Annotated in this window: 28 protein-coding genes; 17 read left to right on the forward strand and 11 right to left on the reverse strand. The window is 67.8% G+C overall.

The window, feature by feature from the left end; translation table 11 throughout:
* Positions 1–64 precede the first annotated feature (64 nt).
* The 7 genes from CVM50_RS04425 to CVM50_RS04455 all read left to right on the forward strand — a co-directional run bounded on the left by CVM50_RS04425 (position 65) and on the right by CVM50_RS04455 (position 7,255).
* Positions 65–709 carry a ceramidase domain-containing protein gene (locus CVM50_RS04425; RefSeq protein ID WP_085887855.1) on the forward strand — a complete coding sequence of 215 codons (645 nt, stop codon included), beginning with the start codon at positions 65–67 and terminating at the stop codon, positions 707–709.
* A 97-nt stretch (positions 710–806) separates the two neighbouring features.
* A complete protein-coding gene (gene gatC / locus CVM50_RS04430) occupies positions 807–1,094 on the forward strand; it encodes an Asp-tRNA(Asn)/Glu-tRNA(Gln) amidotransferase subunit GatC (protein ID WP_085887981.1) in 288 nt (95 codons plus the stop codon).
* A 38-nt stretch (positions 1,095–1,132) separates the two neighbouring features.
* A complete protein-coding gene (gatA, locus tag CVM50_RS04435) occupies positions 1,133–2,620 on the forward strand; it encodes an Asp-tRNA(Asn)/Glu-tRNA(Gln) amidotransferase subunit GatA (RefSeq protein WP_085887853.1) in 1,488 nt (495 codons plus the stop codon).
* Positions 2,621–2,710: 90 nt separating this feature from the next.
* A complete protein-coding gene (locus tag CVM50_RS04440) occupies positions 2,711–3,508 on the forward strand; it encodes a hypothetical protein (RefSeq protein ID WP_085887851.1) in 798 nt (265 codons plus the stop codon).
* 4 nt (positions 3,509–3,512) lie between these two features.
* A complete protein-coding gene (locus CVM50_RS04445; protein WP_100148434.1) occupies positions 3,513–4,217 on the forward strand; it encodes an N-acetylmuramoyl-L-alanine amidase in 705 nt (234 codons plus the stop codon).
* Between the two features lie 288 nt (positions 4,218–4,505).
* Positions 4,506–5,336 (forward strand): TIGR00282 family metallophosphoesterase, encoded by an 831-nt coding sequence (locus tag CVM50_RS04450; RefSeq protein ID WP_085887847.1) that lies wholly within the window; start codon positions 4,506–4,508, stop codon positions 5,334–5,336.
* A 134-nt stretch (positions 5,337–5,470) separates the two neighbouring features.
* The gene (locus CVM50_RS04455; RefSeq protein ID WP_085887845.1) at positions 5,471–7,255 is read left to right on the forward strand and encodes an SLC13 family permease; all 1,785 of its coding nucleotides are present in this window, start codon (positions 5,471–5,473) and stop codon (positions 7,253–7,255) included.
* A 141-nt stretch (positions 7,256–7,396) separates the two neighbouring features.
* Here the strand turns inward: CVM50_RS04455 and CVM50_RS04460 are convergent, their stop codons facing one another.
* Positions 7,397–8,104: a M48 family metallopeptidase gene (locus CVM50_RS04460; RefSeq protein WP_085887843.1), complete on the reverse strand. Its 708-nt coding sequence runs from the start codon at positions 8,102–8,104 to the stop codon at positions 7,397–7,399.
* 202 nt (positions 8,105–8,306) lie between these two features.
* On the opposite strand from CVM50_RS04460, the gene CVM50_RS04465 reads away from it, so the two are divergent.
* Positions 8,307–8,558, forward strand: coding sequence for a hypothetical protein (locus CVM50_RS04465; RefSeq protein WP_085887841.1), 252 nt, complete (start codon positions 8,307–8,309; stop codon positions 8,556–8,558).
* A gap of 33 nt (positions 8,559–8,591) precedes the next feature.
* On the opposite strand, the gene CVM50_RS04470 is transcribed toward CVM50_RS04465, so the two are convergent.
* Entirely contained in the window at positions 8,592–8,858 is a 267-nt protein-coding gene (locus CVM50_RS04470; RefSeq protein ID WP_085887840.1) for a DUF167 domain-containing protein, read from the reverse strand.
* A 129-nt stretch (positions 8,859–8,987) separates the two neighbouring features.
* On the opposite strand from CVM50_RS04470, the gene CVM50_RS04475 reads away from it, so the two are divergent.
* From CVM50_RS04475 to CVM50_RS04485, 3 genes are all read left to right on the forward strand, one after another.
* Entirely contained in the window at positions 8,988–10,109 is a 1,122-nt protein-coding gene (locus CVM50_RS04475) for a class II histone deacetylase (RefSeq protein WP_085887838.1), read from the forward strand.
* Positions 10,110–10,204: 95 nt separating this feature from the next.
* Complete coding sequence (locus CVM50_RS04480) at positions 10,205–10,783, forward strand: nitroreductase family protein (RefSeq protein WP_085887836.1); 579 nt, start codon at positions 10,205–10,207, stop codon at positions 10,781–10,783.
* Positions 10,768–11,475: an EI24 domain-containing protein gene (locus CVM50_RS04485; RefSeq protein ID WP_198431853.1), complete on the forward strand. Its 708-nt coding sequence runs from the start codon at positions 10,768–10,770 to the stop codon at positions 11,473–11,475. Before CVM50_RS04480 ends, CVM50_RS04485 begins: the two co-directional genes overlap by 16 nt.
* Positions 11,476–11,635: 160 nt before the next feature.
* Here CVM50_RS04485 and CVM50_RS04490 read toward each other — a convergent pair whose 3' ends face one another.
* A complete protein-coding gene (locus tag CVM50_RS04490) occupies positions 11,636–11,920 on the reverse strand; it encodes a DUF1467 family protein (RefSeq protein WP_085887834.1) in 285 nt (94 codons plus the stop codon).
* Positions 11,920–12,324: a methylmalonyl-CoA epimerase gene (mce, locus tag CVM50_RS04495; RefSeq protein ID WP_085887832.1), complete on the reverse strand. Its 405-nt coding sequence runs from the start codon at positions 12,322–12,324 to the stop codon at positions 11,920–11,922. The genes CVM50_RS04490 and mce overlap by 1 nt, the downstream gene beginning before the upstream one ends.
* 203 nt (positions 12,325–12,527) lie before the next feature.
* Here mce and CVM50_RS04500 point away from each other — a divergent pair, with 203 nt between their 5' ends.
* On the forward strand, positions 12,528–13,235 hold the full coding sequence (locus CVM50_RS04500; RefSeq protein WP_085887830.1) for a response regulator: 708 nt from the start codon (positions 12,528–12,530) through the stop codon (positions 13,233–13,235).
* A gap of 398 nt (positions 13,236–13,633) precedes the next feature.
* On the opposite strand, the gene wrbA is transcribed toward CVM50_RS04500, so the two are convergent.
* The 4 genes from wrbA to CVM50_RS04520 all read right to left on the reverse strand — a co-directional run bounded on the left by wrbA (position 13,634) and on the right by CVM50_RS04520 (position 17,306).
* On the reverse strand, positions 13,634–14,245 hold the full coding sequence (gene wrbA / locus CVM50_RS04505; protein WP_085887828.1) for an NAD(P)H:quinone oxidoreductase type IV: 612 nt from the start codon (positions 14,243–14,245) through the stop codon (positions 13,634–13,636).
* 242 nt (positions 14,246–14,487) lie between these two features.
* Positions 14,488–15,039, reverse strand: a complete 552-nt coding sequence (locus CVM50_RS04510) for a 2OG-Fe(II) oxygenase (RefSeq protein WP_085887826.1) — start codon at positions 15,037–15,039, stop codon at positions 14,488–14,490.
* 110 nt (positions 15,040–15,149) lie between these two features.
* Positions 15,150–15,506, reverse strand: coding sequence for a hypothetical protein (locus tag CVM50_RS04515; protein ID WP_143515603.1), 357 nt, complete (start codon positions 15,504–15,506; stop codon positions 15,150–15,152).
* A 141-nt stretch (positions 15,507–15,647) separates the two neighbouring features.
* Positions 15,648–17,306 carry an NAD+ synthase gene (locus CVM50_RS04520; protein ID WP_085887822.1) on the reverse strand — a complete coding sequence of 553 codons (1,659 nt, stop codon included), beginning with the start codon at positions 17,304–17,306 and terminating at the stop codon, positions 15,648–15,650.
* Positions 17,307–17,535: 229 nt separating this feature from the next.
* Between CVM50_RS04520 and CVM50_RS04525 the strand changes: the two genes are divergently transcribed.
* Positions 17,536–19,032: an MORN repeat-containing protein gene (locus tag CVM50_RS04525; protein ID WP_085887820.1), complete on the forward strand. Its 1,497-nt coding sequence runs from the start codon at positions 17,536–17,538 to the stop codon at positions 19,030–19,032.
* Between the two features lie 86 nt (positions 19,033–19,118).
* Here the strand turns inward: CVM50_RS04525 and CVM50_RS04530 are convergent, their stop codons facing one another.
* Together CVM50_RS04530 and CVM50_RS04535 are read right to left on the reverse strand one after the other, a co-directional pair.
* Complete coding sequence (locus CVM50_RS04530; protein WP_085887818.1) at positions 19,119–19,376, reverse strand: hypothetical protein; 258 nt, start codon at positions 19,374–19,376, stop codon at positions 19,119–19,121.
* 196 nt (positions 19,377–19,572) lie between these two features.
* Positions 19,573–20,313 (reverse strand): YebC/PmpR family DNA-binding transcriptional regulator, encoded by a 741-nt coding sequence (locus CVM50_RS04535; protein WP_085887816.1) that lies wholly within the window; start codon positions 20,311–20,313, stop codon positions 19,573–19,575.
* Between the two features lie 290 nt (positions 20,314–20,603).
* Here CVM50_RS04535 and CVM50_RS04540 point away from each other — a divergent pair, with 290 nt between their 5' ends.
* From CVM50_RS04540 to CVM50_RS04555, 4 genes are all read left to right on the forward strand, one after another.
* Positions 20,604–22,376 (forward strand): SLC13 family permease, encoded by a 1,773-nt coding sequence (locus CVM50_RS04540; RefSeq protein ID WP_085887814.1) that lies wholly within the window; start codon positions 20,604–20,606, stop codon positions 22,374–22,376.
* Positions 22,377–22,557: 181 nt separating this feature from the next.
* Positions 22,558–22,815: a DUF6455 family protein gene (locus CVM50_RS04545; protein ID WP_085887812.1), complete on the forward strand. Its 258-nt coding sequence runs from the start codon at positions 22,558–22,560 to the stop codon at positions 22,813–22,815.
* Positions 22,816–22,875: 60 nt separating this feature from the next.
* Complete coding sequence (locus CVM50_RS04550; RefSeq protein WP_085887810.1) at positions 22,876–23,127, forward strand: DUF6455 family protein; 252 nt, start codon at positions 22,876–22,878, stop codon at positions 23,125–23,127.
* Between the two features lie 248 nt (positions 23,128–23,375).
* Positions 23,376–24,926, forward strand: a complete 1,551-nt coding sequence (locus tag CVM50_RS04555; RefSeq protein WP_085887808.1) for a cryptochrome/photolyase family protein — start codon at positions 23,376–23,378, stop codon at positions 24,924–24,926.
* 94 nt (positions 24,927–25,020) lie between these two features.
* Here CVM50_RS04555 and rimO read toward each other — a convergent pair whose 3' ends face one another.
* On the reverse strand, positions 25,021–26,415 hold the full coding sequence (gene rimO, locus CVM50_RS04560; protein WP_085887806.1) for a 30S ribosomal protein S12 methylthiotransferase RimO: 1,395 nt from the start codon (positions 26,413–26,415) through the stop codon (positions 25,021–25,023).
* Position 26,416 lies beyond the last annotated feature (1 nt).

A 26,416-nucleotide genomic window follows, 5' to 3' on the forward strand; every position in this document is an offset into this window, starting at 1 on the left:
AACGGATCCCGTCCGGGGATGCAATGCAGGTAACCTATCGCCCGACGATGACAAGGAAAGCGCATTGGACTGGAGTGAGAGCATTGACGCCTATTGTGAGCGCCTCGGGCCCGAGGTCTGGGCGGAGCCGGTTAATGCGCTGACAAACCTCGCCTTTATCCTTGCCGCCCTCTGGGCCTGGTCGCGGGTTCGGGGCATGGCGACCGGGCAAGTCCTGGCGGGAATCCTCTTCGTGATCGGCGTCGGGTCCGGCCTGTTCCACACCCTCGCCACGGCCTGGGCGTCGATGGCCGATACGCTGCCGATCGTGGCTTTCATCCTGGTCTATATCTACGCCGCCACCCGCGACTTCCTGCACCGCCCCCGCTGGCAGGCGGGACTGGTCACGCTGGCCTTCCCCTTTGCCGCGGGGGCCATGGCGCCGATGATGTCGGGGGTGCCGCTGTACGGCGCCAGCGCCGGCTACCTGCCGGTGCCGCTGATGATCGCCGCCTATGCCCTGATCCTGGCGCGGCGTGCGCCCGCCACCGCGCGCGGGCTGGCGATCGGGGCGGGCATTCTGGTGCTGTCGCTGACCTTCCGTTCGCTCGACATGCCGCTTTGCGGGGCGACGGGTGGGCTGGGCACGCATTTCCTGTGGCACATCCTCAACGCCGTCATGCTGGCCTGGATGATCGAGGTCTGGCGCCGCCATCAGCTGCGCGCCTAGCCCTGCCACATGGGGCCGGGCAGTGGCTTGCGGCCCGTGCCTGCGGGCGCTAAACCCGTCTGCGATCCGAAACCAGGAACATCCCCGGGAGATGCCCATGTCGATCGACACCGAAACCGCGGCCAAGGTCGCGAAACTGGCCCGCATCAAGGTGGAAGACGACGCGCTGCCCGCCCTGGCGGAAGAATTCAACACGATCCTCGGCTTCATCGAACAGCTGAACGAAGTGGACGTGGAGGGCGTGGAGCCCATGACCTCGGTCACGCCCATGCGCCTGAAACGCCGCGAGGACGTGGTGACCGAGGGCGACCAGCAGGACAAGATCCTGGCCAATGCGCCCGACGCCCGCGAAGGCTTCTTCGCCGTGCCCAAGGTGGTCGAGTAAGACCGAAGATCCACGCCCGACCGGAGAGGCGAGACGAGATGACCGAGCTGAACACCCTGACCATTGCCGAGGCCCGCGACGCCCTGAAGAAGGGCGAGGTGACCTCCGCCGCGCTGACCGAGGCCTGCCTGGGCGCCATCGAAGGCGCCGGCGCGCTGAACGCCTTCGTGCACAAGACGCCCGAGATCGCCATGCAGCAGGCCGAGGCCGCCGATGCCCGGTTGAAGGGCGGCGAGGCGCCTGCGCTCTGCGGCATCCCGCTGGGGATCAAGGACCTTTTCTGCACCAAGGGCGTGGCCAGCCAGGCCGCGTCGAACATCCTCGGCGGCTTCAAGCCCGAGTATGAATCCACCGTCACCGGCAACCTCTTTGCCGATGGCGCGGTGATGCTGGGCAAGCTGAACATGGACGAATTCGCCATGGGCAGCTCGAACGAAACTTCTGCCTACGGCAATGCCGTGAACCCCTGGCGCCGCGAGGGTGACGAGACCCCGCTGACCCCCGGCGGCTCTTCGGGGGGGTCTGCCTCGGCCGTGGCTGCGGACCTCTGCCTGGGCGCCACCGGCACCGACACCGGCGGCTCGATCCGCCAGCCCTGCGCCTTCACCGGCACCGTGGGGATCAAGCCGACCTACGGGCGGTGCTCTCGCTGGGGGATCGTGGCCTTCGCCAGCTCCCTGGATCAGGCCGGCCCGATGACCAAGACGGTGCGCGACAGCGCCATCATGCTGCAGTCCATGTGCAGCCATGATCCCAAGGATTCGACCTCGGTCGATTTCCCGGTGCCCGATTTCGAGGCGGCCCTGACCGGCGACATTCGCGGCAAGACTATCGGTATCCCCAGGGAATACCACATGGAGGGTATCCCCGCGGAGATCGAACAGCTGTGGACCCGTGGCAAGGAAATGCTGGCCGATGCCGGCGCCAAGGTCGTGGACATCTCGCTGCCCCATACCAAGTACGCGCTGCCCGCCTACTACGTGATCGCGCCCGCCGAAGCCTCGTCGAACCTGGCGCGCTATGATGGCGTGCGCTACGGCCACCGCGCCACCCTGGCGGCGGGCGACGGCATCACCGAGATGTACGAGAAGACCCGCGCCGAGGGCTTCGGCTCCGAGGTGCAGCGCCGGATCATGGTGGGCACCTACGTGCTGTCCGCCGGTTTCTACGACGCCTACTACAACCGTGCCCGCAAGGTCCGCGCACTGATCAAGCGCGACTTCGACGAAGTGTTTGCCAGCGGTGTCGACGCGATCCTGACCCCGGCCACGCCCTCCGCCGCCTTCGGCCTGGGCGAGATGAAGAGCGCGGATCCGGTGCAGATGTACCTCAACGACGTGTTTACCGTGACGGTGAACCTCGCCGGTCTGCCCGGCGTCTCGGTGCCCGCCGGCGTCGACAAGCAGGGCCTGCCCCTGGGTCTGCAGCTGATAGGCCGCCCCTGGGAAGAGGGCGATCTGCTGAACACCGCCTATGCGCTGGAGCAGGCGGCGGGGTTTGTTTCCAAGCCCGCGAAATGGTGGTAACCCGGCTTCCTAGGCCCTGAAGGGGCCGCGCCGGGTGGCGCGGCGCCCGATCCACCCCGGGGCCGTTCGGGCGGTACGAGAGAGTTTCAGATGCGCGAGATTACCCTGGCCGTGGCCCTTCTGGCCCTTGCTTCCTGCACCCCCGGCGTGCCCGACAGTGCCGCCGGCGTCGGCTTCGGCGACTACCAGAGCTACCAGCAGCAACGCGATGCGGAGCTGCAGTCCTCGACCATCGCTCCGCCGCCCAACGTCTCCTCCGAGACGCTGCCGGGGCAGCAGGACGCCGCGGGCGAGCGCCCGCTTTCGGCGATGAACACCCTGCCTGCCGGGGCCGAGACCACGCCCGCCGGCGCCGGCAACCAGGGCGCCGATAGCGCCGAGGCCATTGCCGCCGACGCCCAGGCGGCGCTGAACGCGGCCACCGCCAATTCCGGCGAAGCGCCGCTGGAGGCCAGCCCCGCGAACCCCGCCCCCGAGGCTGTGAACCCGCTGGGCATCTCCGAGGAGAACGATTTCGGCGCCGTCGATCAGCAACGCTCGATCGAGGAAGACGCGGAGTTCATCCAGGAAAACCGCGCCCGCTACGAACAGATCCAGCCCGAGGCCCTGCCCGAGCGGGCGGATACCGGTCCGAACCTGGCCGCCTATGCCCTGGGAACCACCCATTCCGTGGGCACACCGCTTTACACCCGGATCGGCATTAACGCCGAGGCGCGCTATACCCGCAACTGCGCCAAGTACGCCTCGCCCGATCTGGCCCAGGCCGACTTCCTGTCTAAGGGCGGCCCGCAGCGCGACCGCATGGGGCTCGACCCCGATGGCGATGGTTTCGCCTGCACCTGGGATCCCGCGCCCTTCCGCAAGGCCGCGCAGGGCGCGTCGGAGTGATCGGATGAGCCACTGGCAGGAGGGGGCGGAACCCTACGCCTCCCCCAACCAGAACGACCGCCGCGACGGGCTGAGGCCCTATCTCGTGGTGCTGCATCACACCGCCATGGAGACCGCCGAGGCCGCGCTGGAGCGGTTGGCGGACCCGAGGGCCGAACCGACCCCCGTTTCCGTTCACTATGTCATCTCCGAAGATGGCCGTCTCTGGCAGATGGTGCCGGAGGACCGCCGGGCCTGGCATGCCGGGCTGGGAAGCTGGGGCGGGCTGGATGACGTCAATTCCCGCTCCATCGGGATCGAGCTGGCCAACCCGGCGCCCAACCCCTTCGCCGAACGCCAGATGGCGCGGCTGGAATGGCTGCTGCCGCAGATCCTGCACCGCTGGTCCATTCCGCCCGAAGGGGTGATCGGGCATTCCGACATGGCGCCGACGCGCAAGGCTGATCCGGGGCCGAAGTTCGACTGGCGTCGGTTGGCGCTGCAGGGGCTGTCGATCTGGCCGGACCCGGCGGCTGGCGACGACGCGCCCCTGGCCGAGAGCCTGCCACGGATCGGCTATCCGATGGAGGACCCCGCCGCCGCCTTCGCCGCCTTCCGCATGCGGTTCCGGCCCTGGGCGCGGGGCCCGGAAGATGCTGCGGATCGCAGGGCAGCCGCCAACCTGGCACGCCGCTTTCCCGCCCGGCGGGGACCTGCGGCCTCCTGCTGAGCGGATCGGCCTGACGGCCGATGCCTCCGGCGGGAGTATTTCCGACAAGGTGAAGGGCTGGGACAGCACCCGGTCTGTGTCCCTCCCTCTGTCTGGGACGGGTGCGGACGCAGGAGCCCTCGCGGCGGATGCCTCGCTGGCGCGGTCCCGCCTCTTGACCTTGTCGGAAATACTCCGGGGGGAGGCTCCGGCACGGAGACGGGGGGCAGCGCCCCCTCCCGCCCGTCCGCGTGGAGCGGCGCGCCGAAACACTTGCCTCCTGCCGCCGGGGGGCATAGGGCTTGGCCCATGCGGATGATGTTTCTCGGAGATGTGATGGGGCGCGCCGGGCGTGCCGCCATCACGGAGTGGCTGCCCAAGTTGCGGCAAGCCTGGCGGTTGGACTTCGTCGTGGTCAATGGCGAGAACGCCAGCCACGGCGCGGGGCTGACCGGCGCCCATGCCAAGCTGATCCTGGATGCCGGCGCCGACGTGGTGACCCTGGGCGATCATGCCTTCGACCAGAAGGACATGTTGCAGGCGATCGAGGCGGACAAGCGTATCATCCGGCCCCTGAATTTCGCCAAGGAATGCCCCGGCGTCGGCGCGCGCGTGTTCGACGCGACGAACGGGCGCAAGGTCCTGGTCGCCCAGGTGCTGGGCCAGGTCTTCATGAAACGCCCCTTCGAGGACCCCTTCAGCCAGGTCGATGCCGTGCTGCGCAAGTACCCGATGGGCGGGCTGGTGCAGGCTGCGCTTATCGACGTGCACTGCGAGGCGACCTCGGAGAAGATGGCCATGGGTCACTTCTGCGACGGGCGCGCCTCGATGGTGGTGGGCACCCATACCCATGTGCCCACGGCGGACGCGCAGATCCTGCCCAGGGGCACTGCCTTCCAGTCCGATGCGGGCATGACCGGCGATTACGATTCGGTCATCGGCATGGACAAGGGCGAGCCGATGCGTCGCTTCGTCACCGGCATGTCCAAGGGCCGCTTCACCCCTGCCGAGGGGGCGGCCACCGTCAGCGGTCTCTACGCCGAGACCGATGATCGCACCGGTCGCGCCACCCGGGTCGAGATGGTGCGCCAGGGCGGGCGGCTTTCGGCCTCCGGCCCCGGACCGGTCGAGGCGGGCTGATCCTCATGATGCCTGGTCAAAGGGCAACCGGGCGCCGGACGCCCCGGTGCCGCACGCGCGGCGCTTGCATGCCGCCGGCTGCTGCGCCTAGATCGGCGTCGGGCGAATGCCATCGCTGAGGGAGTGCAGCTAGGATGCTGGCTATCGACATTTCGCAGACCGGCGAAGCGCTGCTGACCCTTGGGGTCGTCGTGGCGATGTTCGTGCTGTTCGTGCGCGAGACCTATCCGACCGAGGTGGTGGCCATCGCCGGCATCTCGCTGATGCTGCTCCTGGGCCTGCTGCCCTATGACCTGGCTCTGCCGGTATTGTCTAATCCGGCGCCCTGGACCATCGCCGCGATGTTCATCGTGATGGGGGCGCTGGTGCGGACCGGCGCGCTGGAGGCCTTCACCCAGACAGCCACGTCCCAGGCCAGCCGCCGGCCGATCCTGGCCCTGGCGATTCTCTTTGCCTTCGTGGCCCTGTCCTCGGCCATCGTGTCCAATACGCCGGTGGTCGTTGTGATGATCCCGGTCTTCGTGCAGATGGCGAAGACGCTCGACATCATGCCTTCCAAGCTCCTGATCCCGCTTAGCTATACCGCCATCATGGGGGGCACGCTGACCCTGATCGGCACCTCGACCAACCTGCTGGTCGATGGCGTGGCGCGCACCCAGGGGCTGGAGCCTTTCGGGATCTTCGAGGTCACACCGATTGGCCTGGTGGTCGTCGGCTGGGGCTGTTTCTACCTGCTGGTGGTCGGGCGCTTCCTGTTGCCGGGGCGCGATTCCATGGCCTCGATGCTGTCGGATCGCTCGAAGATGAAGTTCTTCACCGAGGCGGTGATTCCCCCCGACAGCAACCTCGTCGGGCGCGAGGTGACCGGTGTGCAGCTGTTCAAGCGCGAGGGTGTGCGCCTGATCGACGTGCTGCGCGGCGACGAAAGCCTGCGTCGCAACCTGAAGGGGGTGGAACTGCAGGTCGGTGACCGGGTGGTGCTGCGCAGCCATATCTCCGAACTGCTCAGCCTGCAGCGCGACAAGAGCCTGAAGCGCGTGGATCAGGTCAGCGCGGTGGAGACGACCACCGTCGAGGTGCTGATCACCCCGGGCTGCAAGATGGTGGGCCGGTCTCTGGGCTCGATGCGGCTGCGGCGGCGCTACGGCGTCTATCCTCTGGCGGTGCACCGGCGGAACCAGAACATCGGCCGGCAGCTGCAGCTGGATGAGTTGGTGGTGCGCGTGGGCGATACGCTGCTGCTGGAGGGCGCGCCCGAGGACATCCGCCGCCTGGCGCGCGAGATGGACATGGTCGATGTGGCTACGCCCAGCGAACGCGCCTATCGCCGGTCCCAGGCGCCGATCGCCATCCTGGCGATCCTCGGTATCGTGGGCCTTGCGGGCCTCGGCGTGGCGCCGATCCTGATGCTGTCGGTGATGGCGGTGGCGCTGGTGCTGGTGACCCGCTGCATCGACGCGGACGAGGCCTTCGGCTTCGTCGACGGGCGCCTGCTGGCGCTGATCTTCTCCATGCTGGCCATCGGCGCGGCGCTGGAACACACCGGCGCGGTGGAGTTGATCGTGCGGGCCATCGCGCCGGCGATGTCCGTGCTGCCGCCGGTACTGGTGGTCTGGGCGGTCTACCTGCTGACCTCCGTTCTGACGGAGCTGGTCTCGAATAACGCCGTGGCCGTGGTGATGACGCCGATTGCCGTGGGGCTGGCGCAGGCCATGGGGGTCGACGCCCGGCCGCTGGTCATCGCGGTGATGATCGCCGCCTCGGCCAGTTTCGCCACGCCGATCGGCTACCAGACCAACATGCTGGTCTACGGCCCCGGCGGCTACAAGTTCACCGACTTCATGAAGGTGGGCATCCCGCTGAACCTGTCGATGGGCATCGTGGTCAGCCTGGTCATCCCGTTGCTCTGGCCGCTCTGAGCCGCGAACCATGGGTAACACCGCCGCCGATGGCCCGCGGGGCCCGTGGTATTCTCTTTGCTGGAAATACCGCGGGGGGAGGCTCCGGGACAGAGGCGGGGGAGAGCCCTTCTCGCGTCGGCTTGCCTGTGCGCGCGCGGATCAGCGCGCGGCCAGTGCCCGCCGCACGGTGGCCATGCGTTCGGCATTGGGGGGGTGGCTGCCTAGGAACTTGTCACCCGGATCGGGCAGCCGGTCGAAATAGAGCGCGCCGCGCAGCGGGTCGTACCCCGCCGCGCGGGCGATCTGCGTGCCGAGGTAGTCCGCGTCCAGCTCGAACTGCCGCGAGTAGGAGCGGGCCCCATAGGCTGCGCCCATCTCCGAAGCACGGCGGACCGCCGCCTTGGAGGCCCCGGCCCGCAGGGCGGCATCGGCATAGACCTGAGCCCCCTGGGCGGCGTAGTCGCGCTGGCGTTTCAGGTGATCGAGGATGTGGTGGCTGGCTTCGTGGCTCATCACGAAGGCCAGCTCATCAGGGTTCTGCATGTCCGCGATCAGCGCCAGGGTGAAGATCAGGACCGGCTGGCCATCGGTGTCCAGCGTCTGAAAGGCGTTGGCGGGCATCCGGCCGCGGCTGTCGATGGCGATGCGGAAGGCGCAGCGGTCATCCTCGCGCCGTTCGCGGCACATGCGTTCGGCCACCGGCTCCACCGTTTCAACCACCTCCGCGAACTGGCGCGCCGCCCGGTCGGCCTTCTGGCGCAGCTCGGCGGATTCCTCGGGCGACAGCCGGTTGGCCCCCGTCGGCAGGGCGCAGGCGCCGAGACCGAGCAGCATAAGGACAGCGAGGAAGGAGCGCAGGGCAGTCATGTCAGGGCGGGATCCGGTTCTGGTCTTGTAAGAGTGATAGGGGGGTGGGTTGGTCGCAGGCCGGCCCGGCGGCGGGCATGCTGCGACGGGGCGGCGCGAAACCCATCATATAGACGATGCGCGGGATGAATACAGTCCCGAGAAGGCGGTCTTGCCGGAATCACCCATTTGCGGTTGGCCTGACCGGGGGTAAGGTAAATGCATGTTTACGATTGAGCACGAATTCGACTGCACCGTTGTCACGCTTGTCGACGATGGGCCGGCCCCGCTGCAAGAGGACGTGGCGGTCAACGCCTTTGCCGAGTGCATCACGGTCGAGCAATACGACCCGCGCACGGACGAAGTGGTCCGCGTGACCCTGTCGATGGCACAGTTGCGCGACCTCGGTGCCGCGCTGAACCTGCCCGAGGGCAGCTATACCCTCGCCACGCGGGCGACGCCGGCCGTCGGCTGACGTCCGCCACGGCTCCGGGCGCCGCGTCGCCGGCTAGTCGTCGATGCGGAAAACCTTCTCGCGCGATGTCTGGCCCCGGATCAGCACCAGCCGTGTCTTGGCCAGCCCCAGCGATTTCGCCAAAATCTTGCGCACCGCCTCGTTTGCCTTGCCGTCCTCCGGCACGGCGGTGACATGCACACGCAGCGTGCCGTCCTCGCCTTCCGCGATCCGGTCGCGCGAGGCCTTCGGCGTGACCCGCGTGGCGATCTCCCGGCCCGGGTGGGCGAGGTGCGTCAGATCGGGAAGCTTCGCGGCCATGGGCCTTCCTTTCGGACAGGGGCGGCGGCGCCGGGCCGGCGGGCGGTGCGCCGGGGGACGGCCGGCCCTTGCAACCCGGGCCGCCCCGGATCAGTCTGCGTCCGACGAAAGACACCAGGAGGCGCAAGCATGTCAACCGACCCGACGAACCGGACAGGATTCTACTGGGACGAACGGTGCTTCTGGCATTCGGGGGGAAACTACGCGCTGACCCTGCCCGTGGGCGGCTACGTGCAGCCGCTGGCCGCCGGCGGACTGCCCGAAAGCCCGGAGACCAAGCGCCGGCTGAAGAACCTGCTGGACGTGTCGGGCCTGACCTCGGAGCTGCATGTCTCCTCCGCCCCCGAGGCCAGCCGCGAAGATCTGCTGCGGGTCCATCCCGCAAGCTACCTCGATGAGTTCAAGGCGATGTCGGACGCGGGCGGCGGAGAGCTGGGCCTGCGCACGCCCTTCGGTCGGGGCGGATATGAGATCGCGGCACTGTCGGCCGGGCTGGCGACGACGGCGCTTGCGGACATCATGGCGGGCCGGGTCGACAACGCCTATGCCCTGTCGCGCCCCCCGGGGCACCATTGCCTGCCCGACTGGCCCAACGGGTTCTGTCTGATGGCCAATATCGCCATCGCCGTGGAGGCCGCCAAGGCCCGGGGTGAGGCGCCGCGCGTGGCCGTGCTGGACTGGGACGTGCACCATGGCAACGGCACCGAGCATATCTTCTACGATCGCGACGACGTGCTGACGATCTCGATCCACCAGGAAAACAACTATCCCCTCGACACCGGCGCCCTGGCCGATCGGGGCCGCGACGCGGGCGAGGGGTACAACATCAACATCCCCCTGCCGCCCGGCGTGGGCCATGTCGGCTACCTGGAGGTGCTGGACCGGATCGTCGCGCCGGCGCTGGAGGACTACAAGCCCGACGTCATCATCGTCGCCTGCGGCTTCGACGCCGGGATCTATGATCCCATCGCACGCATGTGCTGCACGATGGAGACCTACGGCGAGATGACCGCCCGGATGAAGTCCCTGGCCGAGCGCCTCTGCGAGGGGCGCCTGCTGATGGTGCACGAGGGCGGCTATTCCGAGGTCTACGTGCCCTTCTGTGGCCACCGCGTGATCGAGGTACTGTCGGGCACGCAGATCCGGGTGGAGGATCCGATGGCCGAAACCGTGCGCATCCGCCAGCCCAACGACGGCTTCAACGCCTATATCTCGGGCGTGATCGGCGAGATCGCGGCGGCGCTCGTTTAGACCCGCATCCGGCCCCGGGCCTTTCGGGTTGAAACCCCTGGGCCCAGGGCCGACATAGCCCCTGACCCGGAACCTTCCATCCGAAGAGAGACCCCATGCCCGAGAGAAACCAGGCGGCGCTGGACTTCCTGCTGACCCGCCGTTCCCGCCCGGCCAAGACCCTGGCGGCCCCCGGCCCCTCGCGCGCGGAGCTGGAGGTCATCCTGACCGCCGCCGCCCGCACCCCCGACCATGGCAAGCTGGAACCCTGGCGGTTCGTCGTGCTGGAAGGCGCGGCCTTCTCGCGGCTGGCCGACCTGGTCCGCACCCGTGGCGCCGCGCTGGAGAAATCCGAGGCCGACATCGCGAAAAGCGTGAAGCAGTTCGACGATGCCGTCGTCTGCCTGGCCGTCGTCTCCAGCCCGAAACCCTCGCCCAAGGTGCCGCAGATCGAACAGGTTTACTCCGCCGGGGCCGTCTGCCTGGCGGCGCTGAACGCAGGTCTCGCCTCGGGCTGGGGCGCCAGCTGGCTGACCGGCTGGCATTGCTTCGACCGTGGCTTCGTCGAGGAGGGCCTGGGGCTCTCGCCCGAGGAAAGCATCGCCGGGCTGATCTTCTACGGCACCGAACAGGTGACGCCGCCCGAGCGTCCGCGCCCTGAGCTGAAGGAGATCACCACATGGATCTCGGACTGATCCTTTCGGGCTTCACCCGGGCGCTCGGCCAGACCGGGGATCCGCGGTTTCGCCGGGTGCTGTTCATCGGCGTCGGGCTGACCATCGTGCTGCTGGCGGGGGCGGCCTGGATCACCTGGTTCGGGATAGGCTGGGCCATCGGGGATGACGCCAGCCTGCCCTGGATCGGCACGGTGCCCTGGCTGAACGACCTGGCCGCTGCCGGTGGGTTGCTGGCGATGATGGTGGTCTCGGTCTTCCTGATGGTGCCGGTGGCCTCGGCCATCACCTCTATGTATCTCGACCAGGTGGCCGAGGCGGTGGAGGACCGGCACTACCCCGAATTGCCGCCGGTGCCCGGCACCAGCTTCGCCGAGGACCTGCGCGACACGCTGGGCTTCCTGGGCGTCATCATCCTGGCGAACCTGGTGGCGCTGGTCTTCTACCTGCTGCTGGCGCCGCTGGCGCCCTTCATCTTCTGGGGGCTGAACGGCTACCTGCTGGGCCGCGAATACTTCACCCTGGCCGCCATGCGACGCCTGGGCCGCGCGGGGGCAGAGGAACTGCGCCGCCGCAACATGGGCACGATCTGGCTGGGGGGGATCCTGATGGCGGTGCCGCTGACCGTGCCGATCCTGAACCTGGTGGTGCCGATCCTGGGGGCCGCGACCTTCACCCATATCTTCCACGGGCTGGCCGCCAAGCGCCGCTAGTTTCATCCGACAGCCCAAAATACTCCCGCCGGAGGCAAGGCGTGCCCGCAGGGCGCGCCTTTTTCATCTGTCGCGCGCTGGTTGGCCCGTGCCGGGCCATGCCTTCGGCGAGAGTATTTCCAGCTGTCGGATGAGCAGGGTCGGGCGCCCGGCGGGGCGCTCAGCCCGCCGTGACCGGGGGCGACATACGGTTGAACCAGTCAAGATCCTCGACGGTGATCCAGCCTGACAGGATGATGCCCGCGATGATGACGAAAAGCACCGTGGCCGCGCCGGTGGTGATCCACAGCTTCGGCTTCAGGTGGTGCACCTCCAGCGAGCCCGACTGGGTGCCGCGCAGCACGCGGCCCATGTCCTGCTGCGTCTTCAGCTTCAGCGGCGCGACGACCAGCAGGGTCATCCACCAGATCACCGCGTAGAGGACGATGCCAGAGGTGATGCCCATCAGACCTGCTCCAGCTCGATCAGGGTGCCGTTGAAATCCTTCGGGTGAAGGAACAGAACCGGTTTGCCATGGGCGCCGATCTTCGGCTCTCCGCCGCCCAGGACGCGGGCGCCCTGGTCCAGCAGCCGGTCGCGGGCCGCCAGGATGTCGTCCACCTCATAGCAGATGTGGTGAATGCCGCCCGCCGGGTTCTTGTCGAGGAAACCCTGGATCGGGCTGCTTTCGCCCAGTGGATAGAGCAGCTCGATCTTGGTGTTGGGCAGGGTGATGAAGACCACGGTGACGCCGTGATCGGGTTCGTCCTGCGGCGCGCCGACCTCGGCGCCCAGGGTCGAGCGGTACTGCTCTGCCGCGGCCTCCAGGTCAGGGACAGCAATGGCGACATGGTTCAGGCGGCCGATCATGGGGGGTCTCCTCTTCCTCACCTGCGCCCTTATCGCCTGTCCGGGGGGCGGCACGCAAGCACGCCAGACAGGTCGCGGCGTCACACCGCAGCGACGCGCGGTGCCGTGGCGACGGCGCGGCGCGTCCCCGTGCGCTTAACTTGGCGTTCACCTTCTCCCGCCTAGCCTGAGGTCAGGCCCTGCCGGCCGCAGGAGGACATCCGATGGACCCGCTTGAGACAATCGCCGCCCCGACCGCCACCCGCCCGATGCTGGGGCTGACCGTGCTGGTGGTCGAGGACAGCCTTTATGCCTCGGAGGCGCTGCGGCTGCTGTGCTTGCGATCCGGTGCCCGGATCCGTCGCGCCGATTGCCTGCGCTCCGCCCGCCGTCACCTGCAGGTCTATCGCCCCTCTGTCGCGGTGGTCGATCTGGGCCTGCCCGACGGCTCGGGGGCCGAGCTGATCGGGGATCTGACCCGTGGCGCCGCACGTCTGGGCGTCGTGGCGGCCATGTCGGGCGATCCGGGGGTGGAGGCAGCGGCGCGTGAGGCCGGCGCGCAGATCTTCTTCGAGAAACCAATGACCAGCCTCGCGGCGTTCCAGCAGGCGATTCTGGCGCAGTTGCCCGAGGAATACCGGAGGTCGGGCCCGCGCCCCCTTTCGGGGGAGCCGATCGAGCCGGACCCGGTCGCCTACAAGGACGATATGGCCCATGCGGCTGAGCTGCTGCAGGAGAATACCGACACGGCGACGCTGGCCTATCTCGGGCAGTTCCTACACGGCGTGGCGCGCTGTGCGGGGGACGAAGAGCTGGAGGCGGCAGCAGATCACCTGTCAGCACGGCTGGCGGAGGACCAACCGCTAGGCTCGGACCTTGGACAGCTGGCGGGGCTTCTGCAGGCTCGGGTCGGGCAACGCATGGCCATCTGACGCCACGTCCATCCGCTGACTTTTCAGCACAGGCCCCGCATGCGGCACGAAGGGCGCAGGCTGACGTGTTGTGACCAGAGACAGTGAGGGAATGTCGGAACGACCGTTTCGGTGACGCCCAGCCGTTGCGCGCGTCTGGCTGAGGGCGGGGGAGCCCGCGGGGCTCCCCCAGCCGATGCCGCCGGGAGGGTAGGCCGCCCTCAGGGAGAGGGGCGACCCCGGAAACATCGGATCGAGGGGCGGACCCCCGTCTGGGGTGCGCCCGGCTTTCATTGGCCATCGTGGCATGGCCGAGCCTTGTGTCCGTGGTCGGGGGCGATGCGGCCTCCCACGGTGGAGGCCGGCGGGCCCTGCCTGACCCGGAGGGCGTGATCGGCGCCCGTTCAGCCTCAGGCGCCTCAGGCGGGTTCCGCCACCTTGTCGACCAGCTTGGCGGTCACTTCGACCAGGCGGGTGGCCTGGTGCGCGACCGCAGCTTTGCCCTTGTCATCGAAGGCGCCGGCCTTGCCGGAATAGCCGTAGGGGTTGCCGCCGGCTTCGACGATGCTGTCGGAGGTGAAGCCCGGCGCCACGATGATGGCGCCCCAGTGCATCACGGTCGGGTAGAAGCTAAGGATCGTGTTCTCCATGCCGCCGTGGTTGTTGCCGGTGGAGGTGGAGGCCGTCACGGTCTTGTTGGCCAGGCCGCCCTGTGCCCAGACACCGCCCAGGGTGTCGATGAAGGCGCGGATCTGCGAGGGCGCGCCGCCGAAGCGGGTCGGGAAGGAGAAGAAATAGCCATCGGCCCATTCCATGTCGGCCGGGGTGGCGACGGGGATGTCCTTGGTGGCTTCGAGGTGCGCCTTCCAGGGCTCCTGCGTGTCGATCACCTCCTGCGGGGCCGTTTCGGCCACGCGCAGCAGGCGGACCTCGGCGCCGGCCTCACGGGCAGCGCGGGCGGCCTCTTCGGCGACGGCGTGGTTGGTGCCATAGGTGGAGTAGTAGATGACGGCGATCTTGGGGGCGCTCATGTCGGGGCTCCTGTTGTTGTCTGTGATGTCTGACCCGTGGTCGGGACAGAGGTGTCTCTTTTGCGACCCAGATAGGGCCGGAACGCCGGGGACAGAATTGCCGCAGGTGCAAAGCCATTGTGCATGGGTGCACGGAGTGAAGCGAGGATTTGCCTGCAAAAGCATCACCGAACGCCGGGATGCGCTGATCCGGGCACCTCGGAAAGGCACCCTGCAGGAATTATAGTCTCTACATCAGTGCGTTACCGGAAGGGTGCGCCGTGGGCCCAGACGGTGAAGGAGAACCGTTCCCCCTCGGTCACCGGGGTCACCCGATGCAGCGCGAAGGAGGGGAACAGCACCGCGGTGCCCGGTTCCAGCGGCGCGGTGGCGAGGTTGGAATTCATCCAGACCTCCAGCGTGCCGCCCTGGTAGGCGCCGGGGTCTGACAGCTGGGTGACCAGCGTCAGCTTACGCCGCGCCGCCAGACGACCCTCACCGATGTCGGAATGCCAGGTGAAATGCCCTTCGCGTTCGGCGCCGTAGCGGGCGATCTGCGGCGATTCGGCGAAATCGGTCAGGTCGAAGTCGAAGACCTCGCGATTGGCGCGGGCGACGAGGGCAATCAGTCGCTCCATCACCCAGTCGGTGTCGGGCAGGTCGTCGAGCCAGACCAGGTCGGCGCGGCGCAGGTTGTGTTCGGTCGTGGCCCGGACGAGACCTGCATCGGCGGCGGGCGCGGCGCGGGCCACCTCGATCAAGTGGCTGCATTCGGCGGGAGAGAAGGCGTCGGGGACGGTATGGAAGGTGATCATCGGCGTCGCGATTGGAAAGGGTGCGCCATCCTGCCCGCAAAGCTGGGATCAGGCTGCGACGTTTCCGACCGATGATATGTCGTTTTCAGGCCGCGAGGATGGCGCCGCGCCTAGCGTTCCGGACCGGCGTCGGCCAGTATCTTGCCGCTGACCGGCGTCCGGACGCGCTGGATCCGGAAGCCGCAGCGTGCCAGGGCGCGTTCGACGCGCTCGACCTTCGCCGGGGTGCTTTCCATCCGGGCGATCCCGGCGCAAAGCTGGGCCGCCAGATAGCCCGTGGCCTTGGCCGGATAACGGCGCCCCTGGTTCTGGATGTAGCGGGTTGCGGTGCGGCGGCGGCCCGTCACCTCATGCAGCCAGTCTTCGCCGTAGTGATCGATGAGGGCCATGGCATCGAGGACATCCTGCCGCGTGAAACGGTCGAGCCCTCGCAGGAAACGAGGCTTGGCGCCGGGGAGTTCTTTCATGCCCACAAACTAGCGGCTGCCGCAGCGGAAGGGTACATGCAATTCACGAATTTCTGTCATGACTGAACATACGTCAACCGACGGAAATGCCGCGGCGCCCAGGGGCCGCATGCCTGCCGGAGCGGTGCCTGTCGCGGGACCTCAGCTCGGGTCGCGCCAGCGGTTCACGATGGGATAGCGCCGGTCCAGCCAAAAGGCCCGGTTGGTCAGCCGCGCCCCGGGTGCGGCCTGGAACCGCTTGTATTCCGACAGGTAGATCAGCCGCTCGACTTTCTTCACGTCATCGCGGTCATATCCGGCGGCCAGACAGTCGGCGACCGAGCGCTCGTCGTCCACCAACATGGTCAGGATCCCGTCCAGCACCGGGTAGTCGGGCAGCGAATCGCTGTCCTTCTGGTCCTCGCGCAGCTCGGCCGAGGGCGGCTTGGTGATGATCCGCTCGGGGATCACCTCGCCTTCGTTGCCCATCATCCAGTCGCGGTGGTTGGCGTTGCGCCAGCGGCAGGTCTCGAAGACGCGCGTCTTGTAGAGATCCTTGATCGGATTGTAGCCGCCGGCCATGTCGCCATAGATCGTGGCATAGCCCACGGCGACCTCGGACTTGTTGCCGGTGGTCAGCAGCATGGCCCCGAACTTGTTCGACAGCGCCATCAGCAGCAGCCCCCGCAGGCGGGACTGGATGTTCTCTTCCGTGAGGTCGGGCTGGGTGCCCTCGAAGAGCGGCGCCAGCGCTTCCGTCACCGCGTCGCGGGGGCCGGAGATCGGCAGGTAGTCGTAGCGGCAGCCAAGCGCCTTGGCGCAGGCCTCGGCGTCCTCCAACGAATGCGCGGAGGTGTATTCGGAGGGCAGCATGACGCAGCGCACGTTGTCGGGGCCCAGGGCATCGGCGGCGATTGTGGCGACCAGGGCCGAATCGATGCCGCCCGAAAGCCCCAGCAGAACCTTCCTGAACCCGGTTTTGCGGCAGTAGTCGCGCAGGGATTCGACCATGACGCGGTAATCCTGCTCCCACTCGTCGGGCATATGGGCCTTTTCGGCCTCGACGATGCGCCAGCCCTCGGTGCCACGCTCCAGCTCGACCATCTGCTGGGCCTCGTCGAAGACCGGCATCTGGAAGACCAGCCCGCCGTGCGGGTTCAACCCGAAGCTGCCGCCGTCGAAGACCTGGTCGTCCTGGCCGCCCACCAGGTTGAGGTAGATCAGCGGCAGGCCGGTTTCGACCACGCGGCCGACCATGTGGTTGTAGCGGGTGTCCATCTTGTGCCGGGCATAGGGGGAGCCATTGGGCACGATCAGGAACTCGGCGCCGGTTTCCTCCAGCGTTTCCGAGACTTCGGGGTGCCAGGCATCCTCGCAGATGGGGAAGCCGACGCGGGCGTTGCCTACGGCCAGCGGGCCGCCCAGGGGGCCGCTGTCGTAGAGGCGCACCTCGTCGAAGACGGTGTCGTTGGGCAGGTTGTGCTTCAGCGCGCTGGAGACGACGCGACCGCCCTTCAGCATGTGGTAGGCGTTGAAAAGCTCGGCCCCTTCGACGTGCGGGCCGCCGATCATCAGCGGCGGGCCATCGGCGCAGCGCTCGGCCAGGGCTGCGACGGCGGCGATGGCGTCGAGGTAGAAGGCCGGCTTCATGATCAGGTCCTGGGTCTGGTAGCCGGTGATGAACATCTCCGGCAGGCAGACCAGGTCGGCGCCGGCATCGCGGCCCCGTTCCCAGGCGGCAAAGGCCAGATCGGCGTTGCCGGAAAGATCGCCCACGGTGGCGTTGAGCTGTGCCAGCCAGATGCGGAACCTGTCTGCCATGTGACCTCCTTGCGGCCGGGGACCGGCGCTGTTCGTCCTGTCTACGTAGTCCGCGGCGATGGCGTGCGCGCGGGTCGGGGCCTGCTTAGCGGCCAGACCCGCCGAGGGGAAGGCGATTTGGCGAAAGGCGTTGCCCCCCATTTCCCTGTCGCATAGGTTTTCGCCAGACCAGCAAGGCCGCCGCACCGACGGAACGGGCCCAGCGAAACGGCGGGTTCAGGGAGAAACCATGACGCAGGTTCTGAAAAGCTTTCTGGTGGCCGGCACGCTCGGCCTGGCGCTGGTGGCGGGCACCGTGGCCGCGCAGGACGACACCGTGCAGACCAAGCAATACGAGGATGGCGGGGTCTACGAAGGCACCTTCCGGGACGGGCTTCAGGACGGCTACGGCACCTACCGGCTGCCCAATGGCTATGAATACACCGGCGAATGGGTGGCGGGCGAGATCCGCGGCCAGGGGCGGGCAGCCTTCCCCAACGGGTCCGTCTACGAGGGCGAGTTCGCCAAGGGCAAGCCGGAGGGATTCGGCAAGATCACCTTCTCCGATGGTGGCACCTATGAAGGCGAATGGGTCGACGGCAAGATCACCGGCGAGGGCATCGCCAACTATGCCAACGGCGTGCGCTACGAGGGCAGTTTCCGCAACGCCATGCACGACGGGCGCGGCCGGATGGAGAACCCCGACGGGTACATCTACGACGGCGACTGGGTCAACGGCGTGAAGGAGGGGATCGGCAAGATCACCTATCCTGACGGCACCACCTACGAAGGCGAGATTCACAACGGCCAGCGCCAGGGCACGGGCACGCTGATCATGGCGGATGGCCTGACCTATGAGGGCGACTGGGAAGACGGCCAGATCCAGGGCACCGGCAAGCTGACCCAGCCCAATGGCGACATCTACGAAGGCACCCTGGTCGCGGGCAAGCGCGAGGGTGAGGGCCGCGTGACCTATGCCAATGGCGATGTTTACGAGGGCAGCTTCGTCGCCGACCAGCGGCAGGGGCAGGGCAGTTTCGTCGGCGCCGACGGCTACCGCTACGAGGGCCAGTGGGAGGCCGGCAAGATCGCCGGCGAAGGGCGCGTGACCTATCCCGACGGGTCCGTCTACGAGGGTCAGTTCAGCGATGATCTGGCTGACGGGCAAGGCAAGATCACCTATCCCGACGGCGCCACCTACGAGGGCGACTGGGTCGGTGGCGTGATCGAGGGCGAGGGCGTGGCGACCTTCCCGTCCGGCCTGACCTATGAGGGCGGCTTCAAGGGCGCGCAGAACCACGGCTATGGCGTGATGCGCGATGCCGACGGCTACGTTTACGAAGGCGAGTGGGCCGAGGGCCAGCGCGAGGGGCAGGGCAAGGCCACCTATCCCGACGGCATGGTCTACGAGGGCGGCTTCCAGGCCGGCCTGCGTCACGGCGAGGGCCGGATCACGATGCCCGACGGCTTCAGCTATGAAGGCGACTGGGTCGAGGGCGAGATGACCGGCGAGGGCGTGGCCACCTACAAGAACGGCGATACCTACCGCGGTTCCTTCGTCGAAGGGCGCCGCCAGGGCGACGGTACCCTGACCTATGCCACCGGCGAGGTCCTGTCGGGGCAATGGGTGAACGGCGTCCTGGAAGAGGGCAGCGCCCAGAGCGCCACGGGCGAGGAAACCGCGATCGAAGATGGTGACACGGCTGAAGAGAGCGCCGACGGTGAGGCTGCCACGACCGACGAGTGACCGGAAGGCGGCCCCGGTCGCTTTACTATCCCTGACGTAGCGCCGGAGCTTGGGACGTCCCACGCCGGGGGCCGACCGCGAGGCGATCACATCTGCTGCGCGGTCGGACGGAACAGGATTTTGTTCACAACGACATTCTCAGGCTGGGAAATCGCCAAGGCCAGCATCTGCGTGCTGTCGGCGGGAATGCCCGGCTGGTCGACCAAATCCTGGCGCGCATCGCGCATCTCGTCCCCGGGGATCGAGTTGGCCCGTTTGGACGTCACGGTGCCGGGCGACAGGACGCCGACGCGAATGTTGTGGCCCGGCAGTTCATGGCGCAGCCTTTCGGAGATCGCCTTCACCGCATGTTTCGTGTGCCTCGACCGCATGGCCCTGCGCGGGTGCAGGAGGCCGGGGTGAGAACCGGGGCGATCCTTGCGCGTTGGTGCGCCCTGCGGCATTGGCAGGCCGGAAAGGAAACGCCCCGGCGCGGGGATCGCGGCCGGGGCGTTTCAGGTCGTTTGGTGGATGCCGCGCGCGCCGCGGCGCGCGATCGGATCAGAGCTGTTCCATGACCTCGTCGGAGGCCTCGAAGTTGGCCGTCACGCGCTGGACGTCGTCGTCGTCTTCCAGCGCATCAATCAGCTTCATCAGCTTCTGCATGTTTTCCAGATCCATCTCGGTCGTGGTCGTCGGCTTCCAGATCAGCTTGGTCGATTCGCTTTCGCCCAGCTGTTTCTCCAGCGCGGTGGCCACGTCGTTCAGGTCGGTGTCGGCGCAGTAGATCACGTGGCCGTCTTCCGAGCTTTCCACGTCCTCGGCGCCGGCCTCGATGGCGGCCATCATCACGGTGTCGGCGTCACCCACGGAGGCGGGGTAGACCACCTCGCCCTTGCGGTCGAACATGAAGCCGACGGAGCCCGTCTCGCCCAGGTTGCCACCGTTCTTGGAGAAGGTGGAACGCACGTTCGAAGCGGTCCGGTTGCGGTTGTCGGTCATCGCCTCGACGATGATCGCAACGCCGTTGGGGCCATAGCCCTCGTAGCGGATCTCTTCGTAGTCGTCGCCGTCCCCCGCCTGGGACTTCTTGATGGCGCGGTCGATCACGTCCTTGGGGACGGAGCTCGACTTCGCTTCCTTCACCGCCAGGCGCAGGCGCGGGTTCTTGTCGGGATCGGGGTCGCCCATCTTGGCGGCCACGGTGATCTCTTTCGAGAGTTTCGAGAAAAGCTTCGAACGGGCGGCGTCCTGCCGGCCCTTGCGATGCTGAATGTTCGCCCATTTTGAATGGCCGGCCATCGGTGCCTCCAGTCGCGTCTGAATTCGGTCGCGTCTCTATACGCGAGAGGGGGGCGGCGCTGCAAGGTGGTGGCCGCACTGCGCTCCGAAGGCGCCTGTATGCGTCGGCGCTGGGGGCGATCCTGCCGGAGAGCCCCCACGGCGAGGGCTGCAGCTTCCCCCGGTCCCGGTCGGATGAACCCCTGTTCCCCGACCTGCGCTGTGACCGACGGGGCGGGCCGCGGTACGGACGGCGGCAAGGACCCGCGCAATTCGCGTGACCTTCCTCTCGCGCGCGCTATTGTCGCGTCATGACGACCGACCAGATGATCCTCTTCGCCCTTTTCCTTGCCGTCTTCGCCCTGCTGCTGTGGGGACGGTTCCGCTATGATGTCATTGCCTTCTCGGCGCTGATGGTGGGGGCCGCGACCGGCGTGGTGCCCTATGAGGAGGTCTTCTCGGGCTTCGGTCACGAGGCGACGCTGATCGTGGCGCTGGTGCTGGTGGTGTCGGCCGGGCTGGTGCGCTCGGGCGCGGTGCACCTGATCACCCGCACGCTGGTGGACAGCTCGCGCAACCTGGGGGGCCATATCACCCTGATGGGCGGGATCGGTGGGGTGCTCTCGGCCTTTATGAACAACGTGGCGGCGCTGGCCCTGCTGATGCCGGTCGACATACAGACCGCGCGCAAGGCGGGGCGGGGTCCGGGCCTGACGCTGATGCCCCTGAGCTTCGCCACTATCCTCGGCGGCATGGCCACGCTGATCGGCACGCCACCCAACATCATCATCGCGGGCATCCGCTCGGACAGCCTGGGTGAAAGCTTCTCCATGTTCGACTTCGCCCCGGTGGGCGGGCTGACGGCGCTTGCGGGGCTGGCCTTCGTGGCCCTGGTCGGCTGGCGCCTGATCCCCAAGCCCGAAGACGGGCCGATGACCGAAAAGGAACTGGCGCAATATGTGGCCGAGCTGACCGTGCCAGCGGACAGCAAGTGGATCGGCCGCCGCGTGTCGGAGACCTATGACGATGCGGAAAAGGCAGACGTGGCGGTGCTGGGCCTGATCCGGGGCGGCCAGCGCCTTTACGGGCGGTCGCGCAACGTCATTCTGGAGGCCGGTGATGCGCTGGTCCTCGAAGGGCTGCCCGAGGCGCTGGACGAGTTCCGCACCGCGCTGAACCTGGCCATTGCGGACGGCCAGCGCGAGGAACTGCTGAAGGCCAGCGGCGACGGCCTGGACGTGCTGGAGGTCGTGGTGCCGCGCGATGCGGCCATTGCCGGCAAGACCGCCATGGCCGTGGGCCTGTCCTGGCGGCACCGGGCGGTGCTGATGGGCATTTCGCGCCAGGGGCGGCAGATCACCCGACAGGTGCGCCGCACGCAGATCCAGCCGGGCGACCAACTGCTGCTGCTGGTGCCCAAGGATACCGGTGGCCAGGTGGCCGATGCCATCGGCGCGCTGACCCTCGCCGACCGGGGCCTGGCGGTGACAGAGAACACCAAGACCTGGGCCGCCATCGGCCTCTTTGCCGGGGCCGTGGCCGCGGCCAGCTTCGGGCTGGTGCACCTGCCCATTGCGCTTGGCTTCGTTGTCATCGGCTACCTGCTGATGCGGATCGTGCCGCTGCAGGAGCTTTACGATCATATCGAATGGCCCGTCGTGGTCCTGCTGGGTTCGATGATCCCGCTGGGGGCGGCGCTGGAAAGCTCCGGCGGGACGGAACTGATCGCCAACGGCCTTGTCGATCTGACCCAGGGCTGGCCCGCCTGGGCGGTGCTGACGGCGCTGATGGTGGTGACGATGACCCTGTCGGACGTGCTGAACAACACGGCCACGGCCATCGTCGCGGCGCCTATCGGGATCTCCATGGCGCAGACCTATGGCGTCTCGCCCGATCCCTTCCTGATGGCGGTGGCCGTCGCCGCCTCCTCGGCCTTCCTGACCCCCATCGGGCACAAGAACAACACGCTGATCCTCGGCCCCGGCGGCTATCGCTTCGGCGACTACTGGCGCATGGGCCTGCCGCTGGAGATCCTGGTGGTCGCCGTGTCGATCCCGCTGATCTTGGTCTTCTGGCCGCTCTGATCCCGCACCCTGTCCGGACCCCTGGTCGTCCCGTTGAGGGCGGCTTTCGGCCTATGCGCCTTGGCGTCATTTGATTGCCATTGTCAACTTGATCGAGATCAAGGAGCCGCGCCCCGGGTGAGTCTAGAACCTTCTGGAGCCCGGGGCACACCGGGACGGACAAGGACCGGAGATCGGCGCGATGAAACCCATGGGATCCCTGACGGAGCATTACTGGCTTGTCCAGCGAATGGCCAAGGCCCTAGGCTGTGACACCGCGCAGGCAGTGGAAGAGGGGCGTCTGGACCCACAGGAGTGGGCCGAGATGGTGACCCGCTGCCGCGGCTGCCAGGTGACCTGCGCCTGCCGCGACTGGCTGGCGCGCGCCGAACTGGAAGAGGCCCCCCGGGCCGAGGCCATCGGCGGTTGCGAGAATGCCCTGGTCTTTGCCGAACTTTGACGACGCGAACGGAACAGGACTGGACAGGCCGCAGCGGCCAGGATCCGAAGGAGACGCAAGATGGGTTTTTTCAGCAAGCTTGACAAGCACGCCGACCTGATGGGCGGCATGGCCGACCGCGTCGGCCTGGATATGGCCGAGAAGATGGTCGACGAGTCCGTCGCCAACGGCTACCGCGCCGCGATCATCCGCTGCGCCACCTGCCGCGAAGCGGGCGCCTGCGCCCAGTGGCAGGCCGAACATGCGACGGCCGAGCACACCCCGGCCTACTGCCGCAATGCCGGCTGGTTCGAGGCGCTGGTCACGAAGTGAGTTTTCCCGGGCGCGCGATCGTGCCCGGACCAGGATCCCGATTGCATGGTTCTTTGGGGAAGGAGCCATCGGGGATCGCCGCAGCGGGTTCGGTCCGCTGTCACGGCCGCAGGAGGGCGCGGCTTTGACAGGGTCATGGCGACCGGACACCCGCGGCGCAGGCGCCGGCGCGAGGGCCTCCTCTCGCGCCGGCGTTTTCTTTTTGTTGTCCGGCTGAACCAGCCGCCCGCGCGGCGCGTAGTCCCTGCATGACCGACGACACCTCCCCCCGCCTGATCCTGGTTCTGGGCGACCAGCTGACACCCGATCTGTCGGCCCTGCGAGGCGCGGACCCCTCCCGCGACCGCGTGGTCATGGCCGAGGTCTCTGACGAGACAGGCTATGTCCCCCATCACCCCAAGAAGATCGCCCTGGTGCTGTCGGCCATGCGCCACTTCGCCGAAGAACTGCGCGGGCAGGGTTGGGATGTGGCCTATACCCGGCTGGACGACCCCGAAAACGCCGGCAGCATCGGGGGCGAGCTGCTGCGCCGGGCGGAGGAGATGGGCACGTCACATGTCATCGCCACCGAGCCCGGCGAATGGCGCCTGATCGAGGCGCTGCGCGAGCTGCCGCTGGACCTGGAACTGCGCGAGGATGACCGTTTCCTCGCCAGCCATGCCCGTTTCGACGCCTGGGCCGAGGGGCGCAAGTCCCTGCGGATGGAGTATTTCTATCGCGAGATGCGGCGTGAGACCGGCTACCTGATGGAGGGCGACCAGCCCGCGGGCGGGCAGTGGAACTTCGACGGTGACAACCGCCAGCCCCCGCCCCGGGAGGGCGCGGACCTCTTCCGCTCCGACCCGATGTCCTTCACCCCCGACGAGATCACCGAGGAGGTGCTGGCCCTGGTCGCGGACCGCTTCGGTGATAATTTCGGCGACCTGCACCCCTTCGATCTGCCGGTGACCCGCGCCCAGGCGCGCCGCGCGCTGACCCATTTCATCCAGACCCGCCTGGCCGATTTCGGTCCCTATCAGGATGCCATGCTGCTTGACGATCCCTACCTGAACCACGCCCTGATCTCGCCCGCGCTGAACATCGGGCTGCTGGACCCGCGAGAGGTCTGCGACGCGGTGCAGACGGCATGGGAGGCGGGCGAGGTGCCTATCAGCTCGGCCGAGGGCTTCATCCGCCAGGTGATCGGCTGGCGCGAATACGTGCGCGGGATCTACTTCCGCGAAGGCCCCGGTTATCCGCGCCGTAACGCCCTGAACCACCAGCGCGCGCTGCCGCCGCTCTACTGGGGCGCGCAGACGAAGATGGCCTGCCTCGGCGCGGCGGTGGATCAGACGAAACGGCTGGGCTACGCGCATCACATCCAGCGGCTGATGGTCACCGGCAACTTCGCCCTGCTGGCCGGGATCGACCCGGCGGAGGTGCACGAATGGTATTTGTCGGTCTACGTCGACGCCTTCGAATGGGTCGAGGCGCCCAACACGCTTGGCATGAGCCAGTTCGCCGATGGCGGCGTCATCGCCTCGAAACCCTATGTCTCCTCAGCCAACTACATCGCGAAGATGTCGGACTACTGCAGCGGCTGCGCCTATTCGGCGACGGTGAAGCAGGGGGAGGGCGCCTGTCCCTTCAACCTGCTCTACTGGCATTTCCTGACGCGCCACCGCGCGCGGTTCGAGGGCAATCACCGTATGGGGCGGATCTACAGCACTTGGGACCGGATGGATGACAAGAAGCGCGAGGCGATCCTGAGCGAGGCCGAGGATTTCCTGTCACGGCTGTCGGGAGGCGAGGAAGTCTGACGGGGATGTGCCCCGTCGCCGTATGGCGACACGTGGAGGGCAGCGGGCGCTGGCCGCCGCTGTTGGACCGCGGCGGCCAGCAAGCCGACGGGGCTCAGCTGCGCAGGCGCTTGCCCCAGAGGTCGTATTCGCTGGCCTCGTCCACCTCGACCGTGACCAGGTCGCCCGGTTTCAGATCCTCGAAATCCTCGTCGATGAAGAGGTTGCCGTCGATCTCCGGCGCATCGGCCCAGGACCGGCAGGTGGCGCCATCCTCGTCGATCTCGTCCACGATGACCTGGCAGGTGCGGCCGACCTTGGCCTGCAGCTTTGCCTCTGAAATCGCCTGAGCCTTTTCCATGAAGCGGTCCCAGCGGTCCTGCTTTACCTCGTCCGGCACATGGTCGGGCAGGTCGTTCGACCGCGCCCCCTCGACGTTCTCGTACTGGAAGCAGCCGACGCGGTCGAGTTGCGCCTCGTCCATCCAGTCCAGCAGGTACTGGAATTCTTCCTCTGTCTCGCCGGGGTAGCCCACGATGAACGTCGAGCGGATGGTGATGTCGGGGCACATGGCACGCCAGGCCGCGATCTCGTCGAGCGTCTTCGCGCTGGCCGCGGGCCGGGCCATGCGTTTCAGAACGTCCGGGTGGGCATGCTGGAAGGGAATGTCGAGGTAGGGCAGGATGCCGCTGTCGGGATCGGCCATCAGCGGGATCAGTTCGCGCACCGCCGGATAGGGGTAGACGTAGTGCAGCCGCACCCAGGCGCCGAGCTTGCCCAGCTCGCGCGCCAGGTCGGTGATGTGGCTGCGCACCTCGCCGTCCTTCCAGGGATGCGCTGAATACTTGCGGTCCACCCCATAGGCGGAGGTGTCCTGGCTGATCACCAGCAGTTCCTTCACGCCTGCCTCGACCAGCTTCTCGGCTTCGCGCAGCACCGCATGGGCGGGCCGCGAGGCCAGGCGACCGCGCATGTCGGGGATGATGCAGAACTTGCACTTGTGGTTACAGCCCTCGGAGATCTTCAGATAGCTGTAGTGGCGCGGCGTCAGCGAAACGCCCGAGGCTGGCAGCAGATCGACGAAGGGATCGGGGCTGGGCGGCACGGCCTGGTGCACGGCGTCCAGCACCTGCTCGTACTGGTGCGGGCCGGTGACGGCCAGGACCTTGGGGTGGGTGCCGGTGATATACTCGGGCTCCGCGCCCAGGCAGCCGGTCACGATGACCCGGCCATTTTCCTTCAGCGCCTCGCCGATGGCCTCCAGGCTCTCGGCCTTGGCACTGTCCAGGAACCCGCAGGTGTTGACGATCACCGCGTCCGCGCCCGCGTAATCGGGCGAGATCGCGTAGCCCTCGGCGCGCAGCCGGGTCAGGATGCGTTCGCTGTCCACCAGCGCCTTCGGGCAGCCGAGGGAGACCATGCCCAGCGAGGGCTGGCCGGGGCGCGAGGGCCCGTCGCCCAGGCGGGCGGCAGGAGCTAGATCGGGGCGGAGATCGGGCGGGTTCTGCATT

The sequence above is a fragment of the Pseudooceanicola marinus genome (genome assembly GCF_002786295.1).
Classification (GTDB): domain Bacteria; phylum Pseudomonadota; class Alphaproteobacteria; order Rhodobacterales; family Rhodobacteraceae; genus Pseudooceanicola; species Pseudooceanicola marinus.

What these genes read in the sequence shown, in the direction of transcription:
- gatC (WP_085887981.1), top strand. Translation starts at nt 807, where the DNA reads ATGTCGATCGACACCGAAACCGCGGCCAAGGTCGCGAAACTGGCCCGC.
- gatA (WP_085887853.1), top strand. Translation starts at nt 1,133, where the DNA reads ATGACCGAGCTGAACACCCTGACCATTGCCGAGGCCCGCGACGCCCTG.
- CVM50_RS04440 (WP_085887851.1), top strand. Translation starts at nt 2,711, where the DNA reads ATGCGCGAGATTACCCTGGCCGTGGCCCTTCTGGCCCTTGCTTCCTGC.
- CVM50_RS04445 (WP_100148434.1), top strand. Translation starts at nt 3,513, where the DNA reads ATGAGCCACTGGCAGGAGGGGGCGGAACCCTACGCCTCCCCCAACCAG.
- CVM50_RS04450 (WP_085887847.1), top strand. Translation starts at nt 4,506, where the DNA reads ATGCGGATGATGTTTCTCGGAGATGTGATGGGGCGCGCCGGGCGTGCC.
- CVM50_RS04455 (WP_085887845.1), top strand. Translation starts at nt 5,471, where the DNA reads ATGCTGGCTATCGACATTTCGCAGACCGGCGAAGCGCTGCTGACCCTT.
- CVM50_RS04460 (WP_085887843.1), bottom strand. Translation starts at nt 8,104, where the DNA reads ATGACTGCCCTGCGCTCCTTCCTCGCTGTCCTTATGCTGCTCGGTCTC.
- CVM50_RS04465 (WP_085887841.1), top strand. Translation starts at nt 8,307, where the DNA reads ATGTTTACGATTGAGCACGAATTCGACTGCACCGTTGTCACGCTTGTC.
- CVM50_RS04470 (WP_085887840.1), bottom strand. Translation starts at nt 8,858, where the DNA reads ATGGCCGCGAAGCTTCCCGATCTGACGCACCTCGCCCACCCGGGCCGG.
- CVM50_RS04475 (WP_085887838.1), top strand. Translation starts at nt 8,988, where the DNA reads ATGTCAACCGACCCGACGAACCGGACAGGATTCTACTGGGACGAACGG.
- CVM50_RS04480 (WP_085887836.1), top strand. Translation starts at nt 10,205, where the DNA reads ATGCCCGAGAGAAACCAGGCGGCGCTGGACTTCCTGCTGACCCGCCGT.
- CVM50_RS04485 (WP_198431853.1), top strand. Translation starts at nt 10,768, where the DNA reads ATGGATCTCGGACTGATCCTTTCGGGCTTCACCCGGGCGCTCGGCCAG.
- CVM50_RS04490 (WP_085887834.1), bottom strand. Translation starts at nt 11,920, where the DNA reads ATGGGCATCACCTCTGGCATCGTCCTCTACGCGGTGATCTGGTGGATG.
- mce (WP_085887832.1), bottom strand. Translation starts at nt 12,324, where the DNA reads ATGATCGGCCGCCTGAACCATGTCGCCATTGCTGTCCCTGACCTGGAG.
- CVM50_RS04500 (WP_085887830.1), top strand. Translation starts at nt 12,528, where the DNA reads ATGGACCCGCTTGAGACAATCGCCGCCCCGACCGCCACCCGCCCGATG.
- wrbA (WP_085887828.1), bottom strand. Translation starts at nt 14,245, where the DNA reads ATGAGCGCCCCCAAGATCGCCGTCATCTACTACTCCACCTATGGCACC.
- CVM50_RS04510 (WP_085887826.1), bottom strand. Translation starts at nt 15,039, where the DNA reads ATGATCACCTTCCATACCGTCCCCGACGCCTTCTCTCCCGCCGAATGC.
- CVM50_RS04515 (WP_143515603.1), bottom strand. Translation starts at nt 15,506, where the DNA reads ATGAAAGAACTCCCCGGCGCCAAGCCTCGTTTCCTGCGAGGGCTCGAC.
- CVM50_RS04520 (WP_085887822.1), bottom strand. Translation starts at nt 17,306, where the DNA reads ATGGCAGACAGGTTCCGCATCTGGCTGGCACAGCTCAACGCCACCGTG.
- CVM50_RS04525 (WP_085887820.1), top strand. Translation starts at nt 17,536, where the DNA reads ATGACGCAGGTTCTGAAAAGCTTTCTGGTGGCCGGCACGCTCGGCCTG.
- CVM50_RS04535 (WP_085887816.1), bottom strand. Translation starts at nt 20,313, where the DNA reads ATGGCCGGCCATTCAAAATGGGCGAACATTCAGCATCGCAAGGGCCGG.
- CVM50_RS04540 (WP_085887814.1), top strand. Translation starts at nt 20,604, where the DNA reads ATGACGACCGACCAGATGATCCTCTTCGCCCTTTTCCTTGCCGTCTTC.
- CVM50_RS04545 (WP_085887812.1), top strand. Translation starts at nt 22,558, where the DNA reads ATGAAACCCATGGGATCCCTGACGGAGCATTACTGGCTTGTCCAGCGA.
- CVM50_RS04550 (WP_085887810.1), top strand. Translation starts at nt 22,876, where the DNA reads ATGGGTTTTTTCAGCAAGCTTGACAAGCACGCCGACCTGATGGGCGGC.
- CVM50_RS04555 (WP_085887808.1), top strand. Translation starts at nt 23,376, where the DNA reads ATGACCGACGACACCTCCCCCCGCCTGATCCTGGTTCTGGGCGACCAG.
- rimO (WP_085887806.1), bottom strand. Translation starts at nt 26,415, where the DNA reads ATGCAGAACCCGCCCGATCTCCGCCCCGATCTAGCTCCTGCCGCCCGC.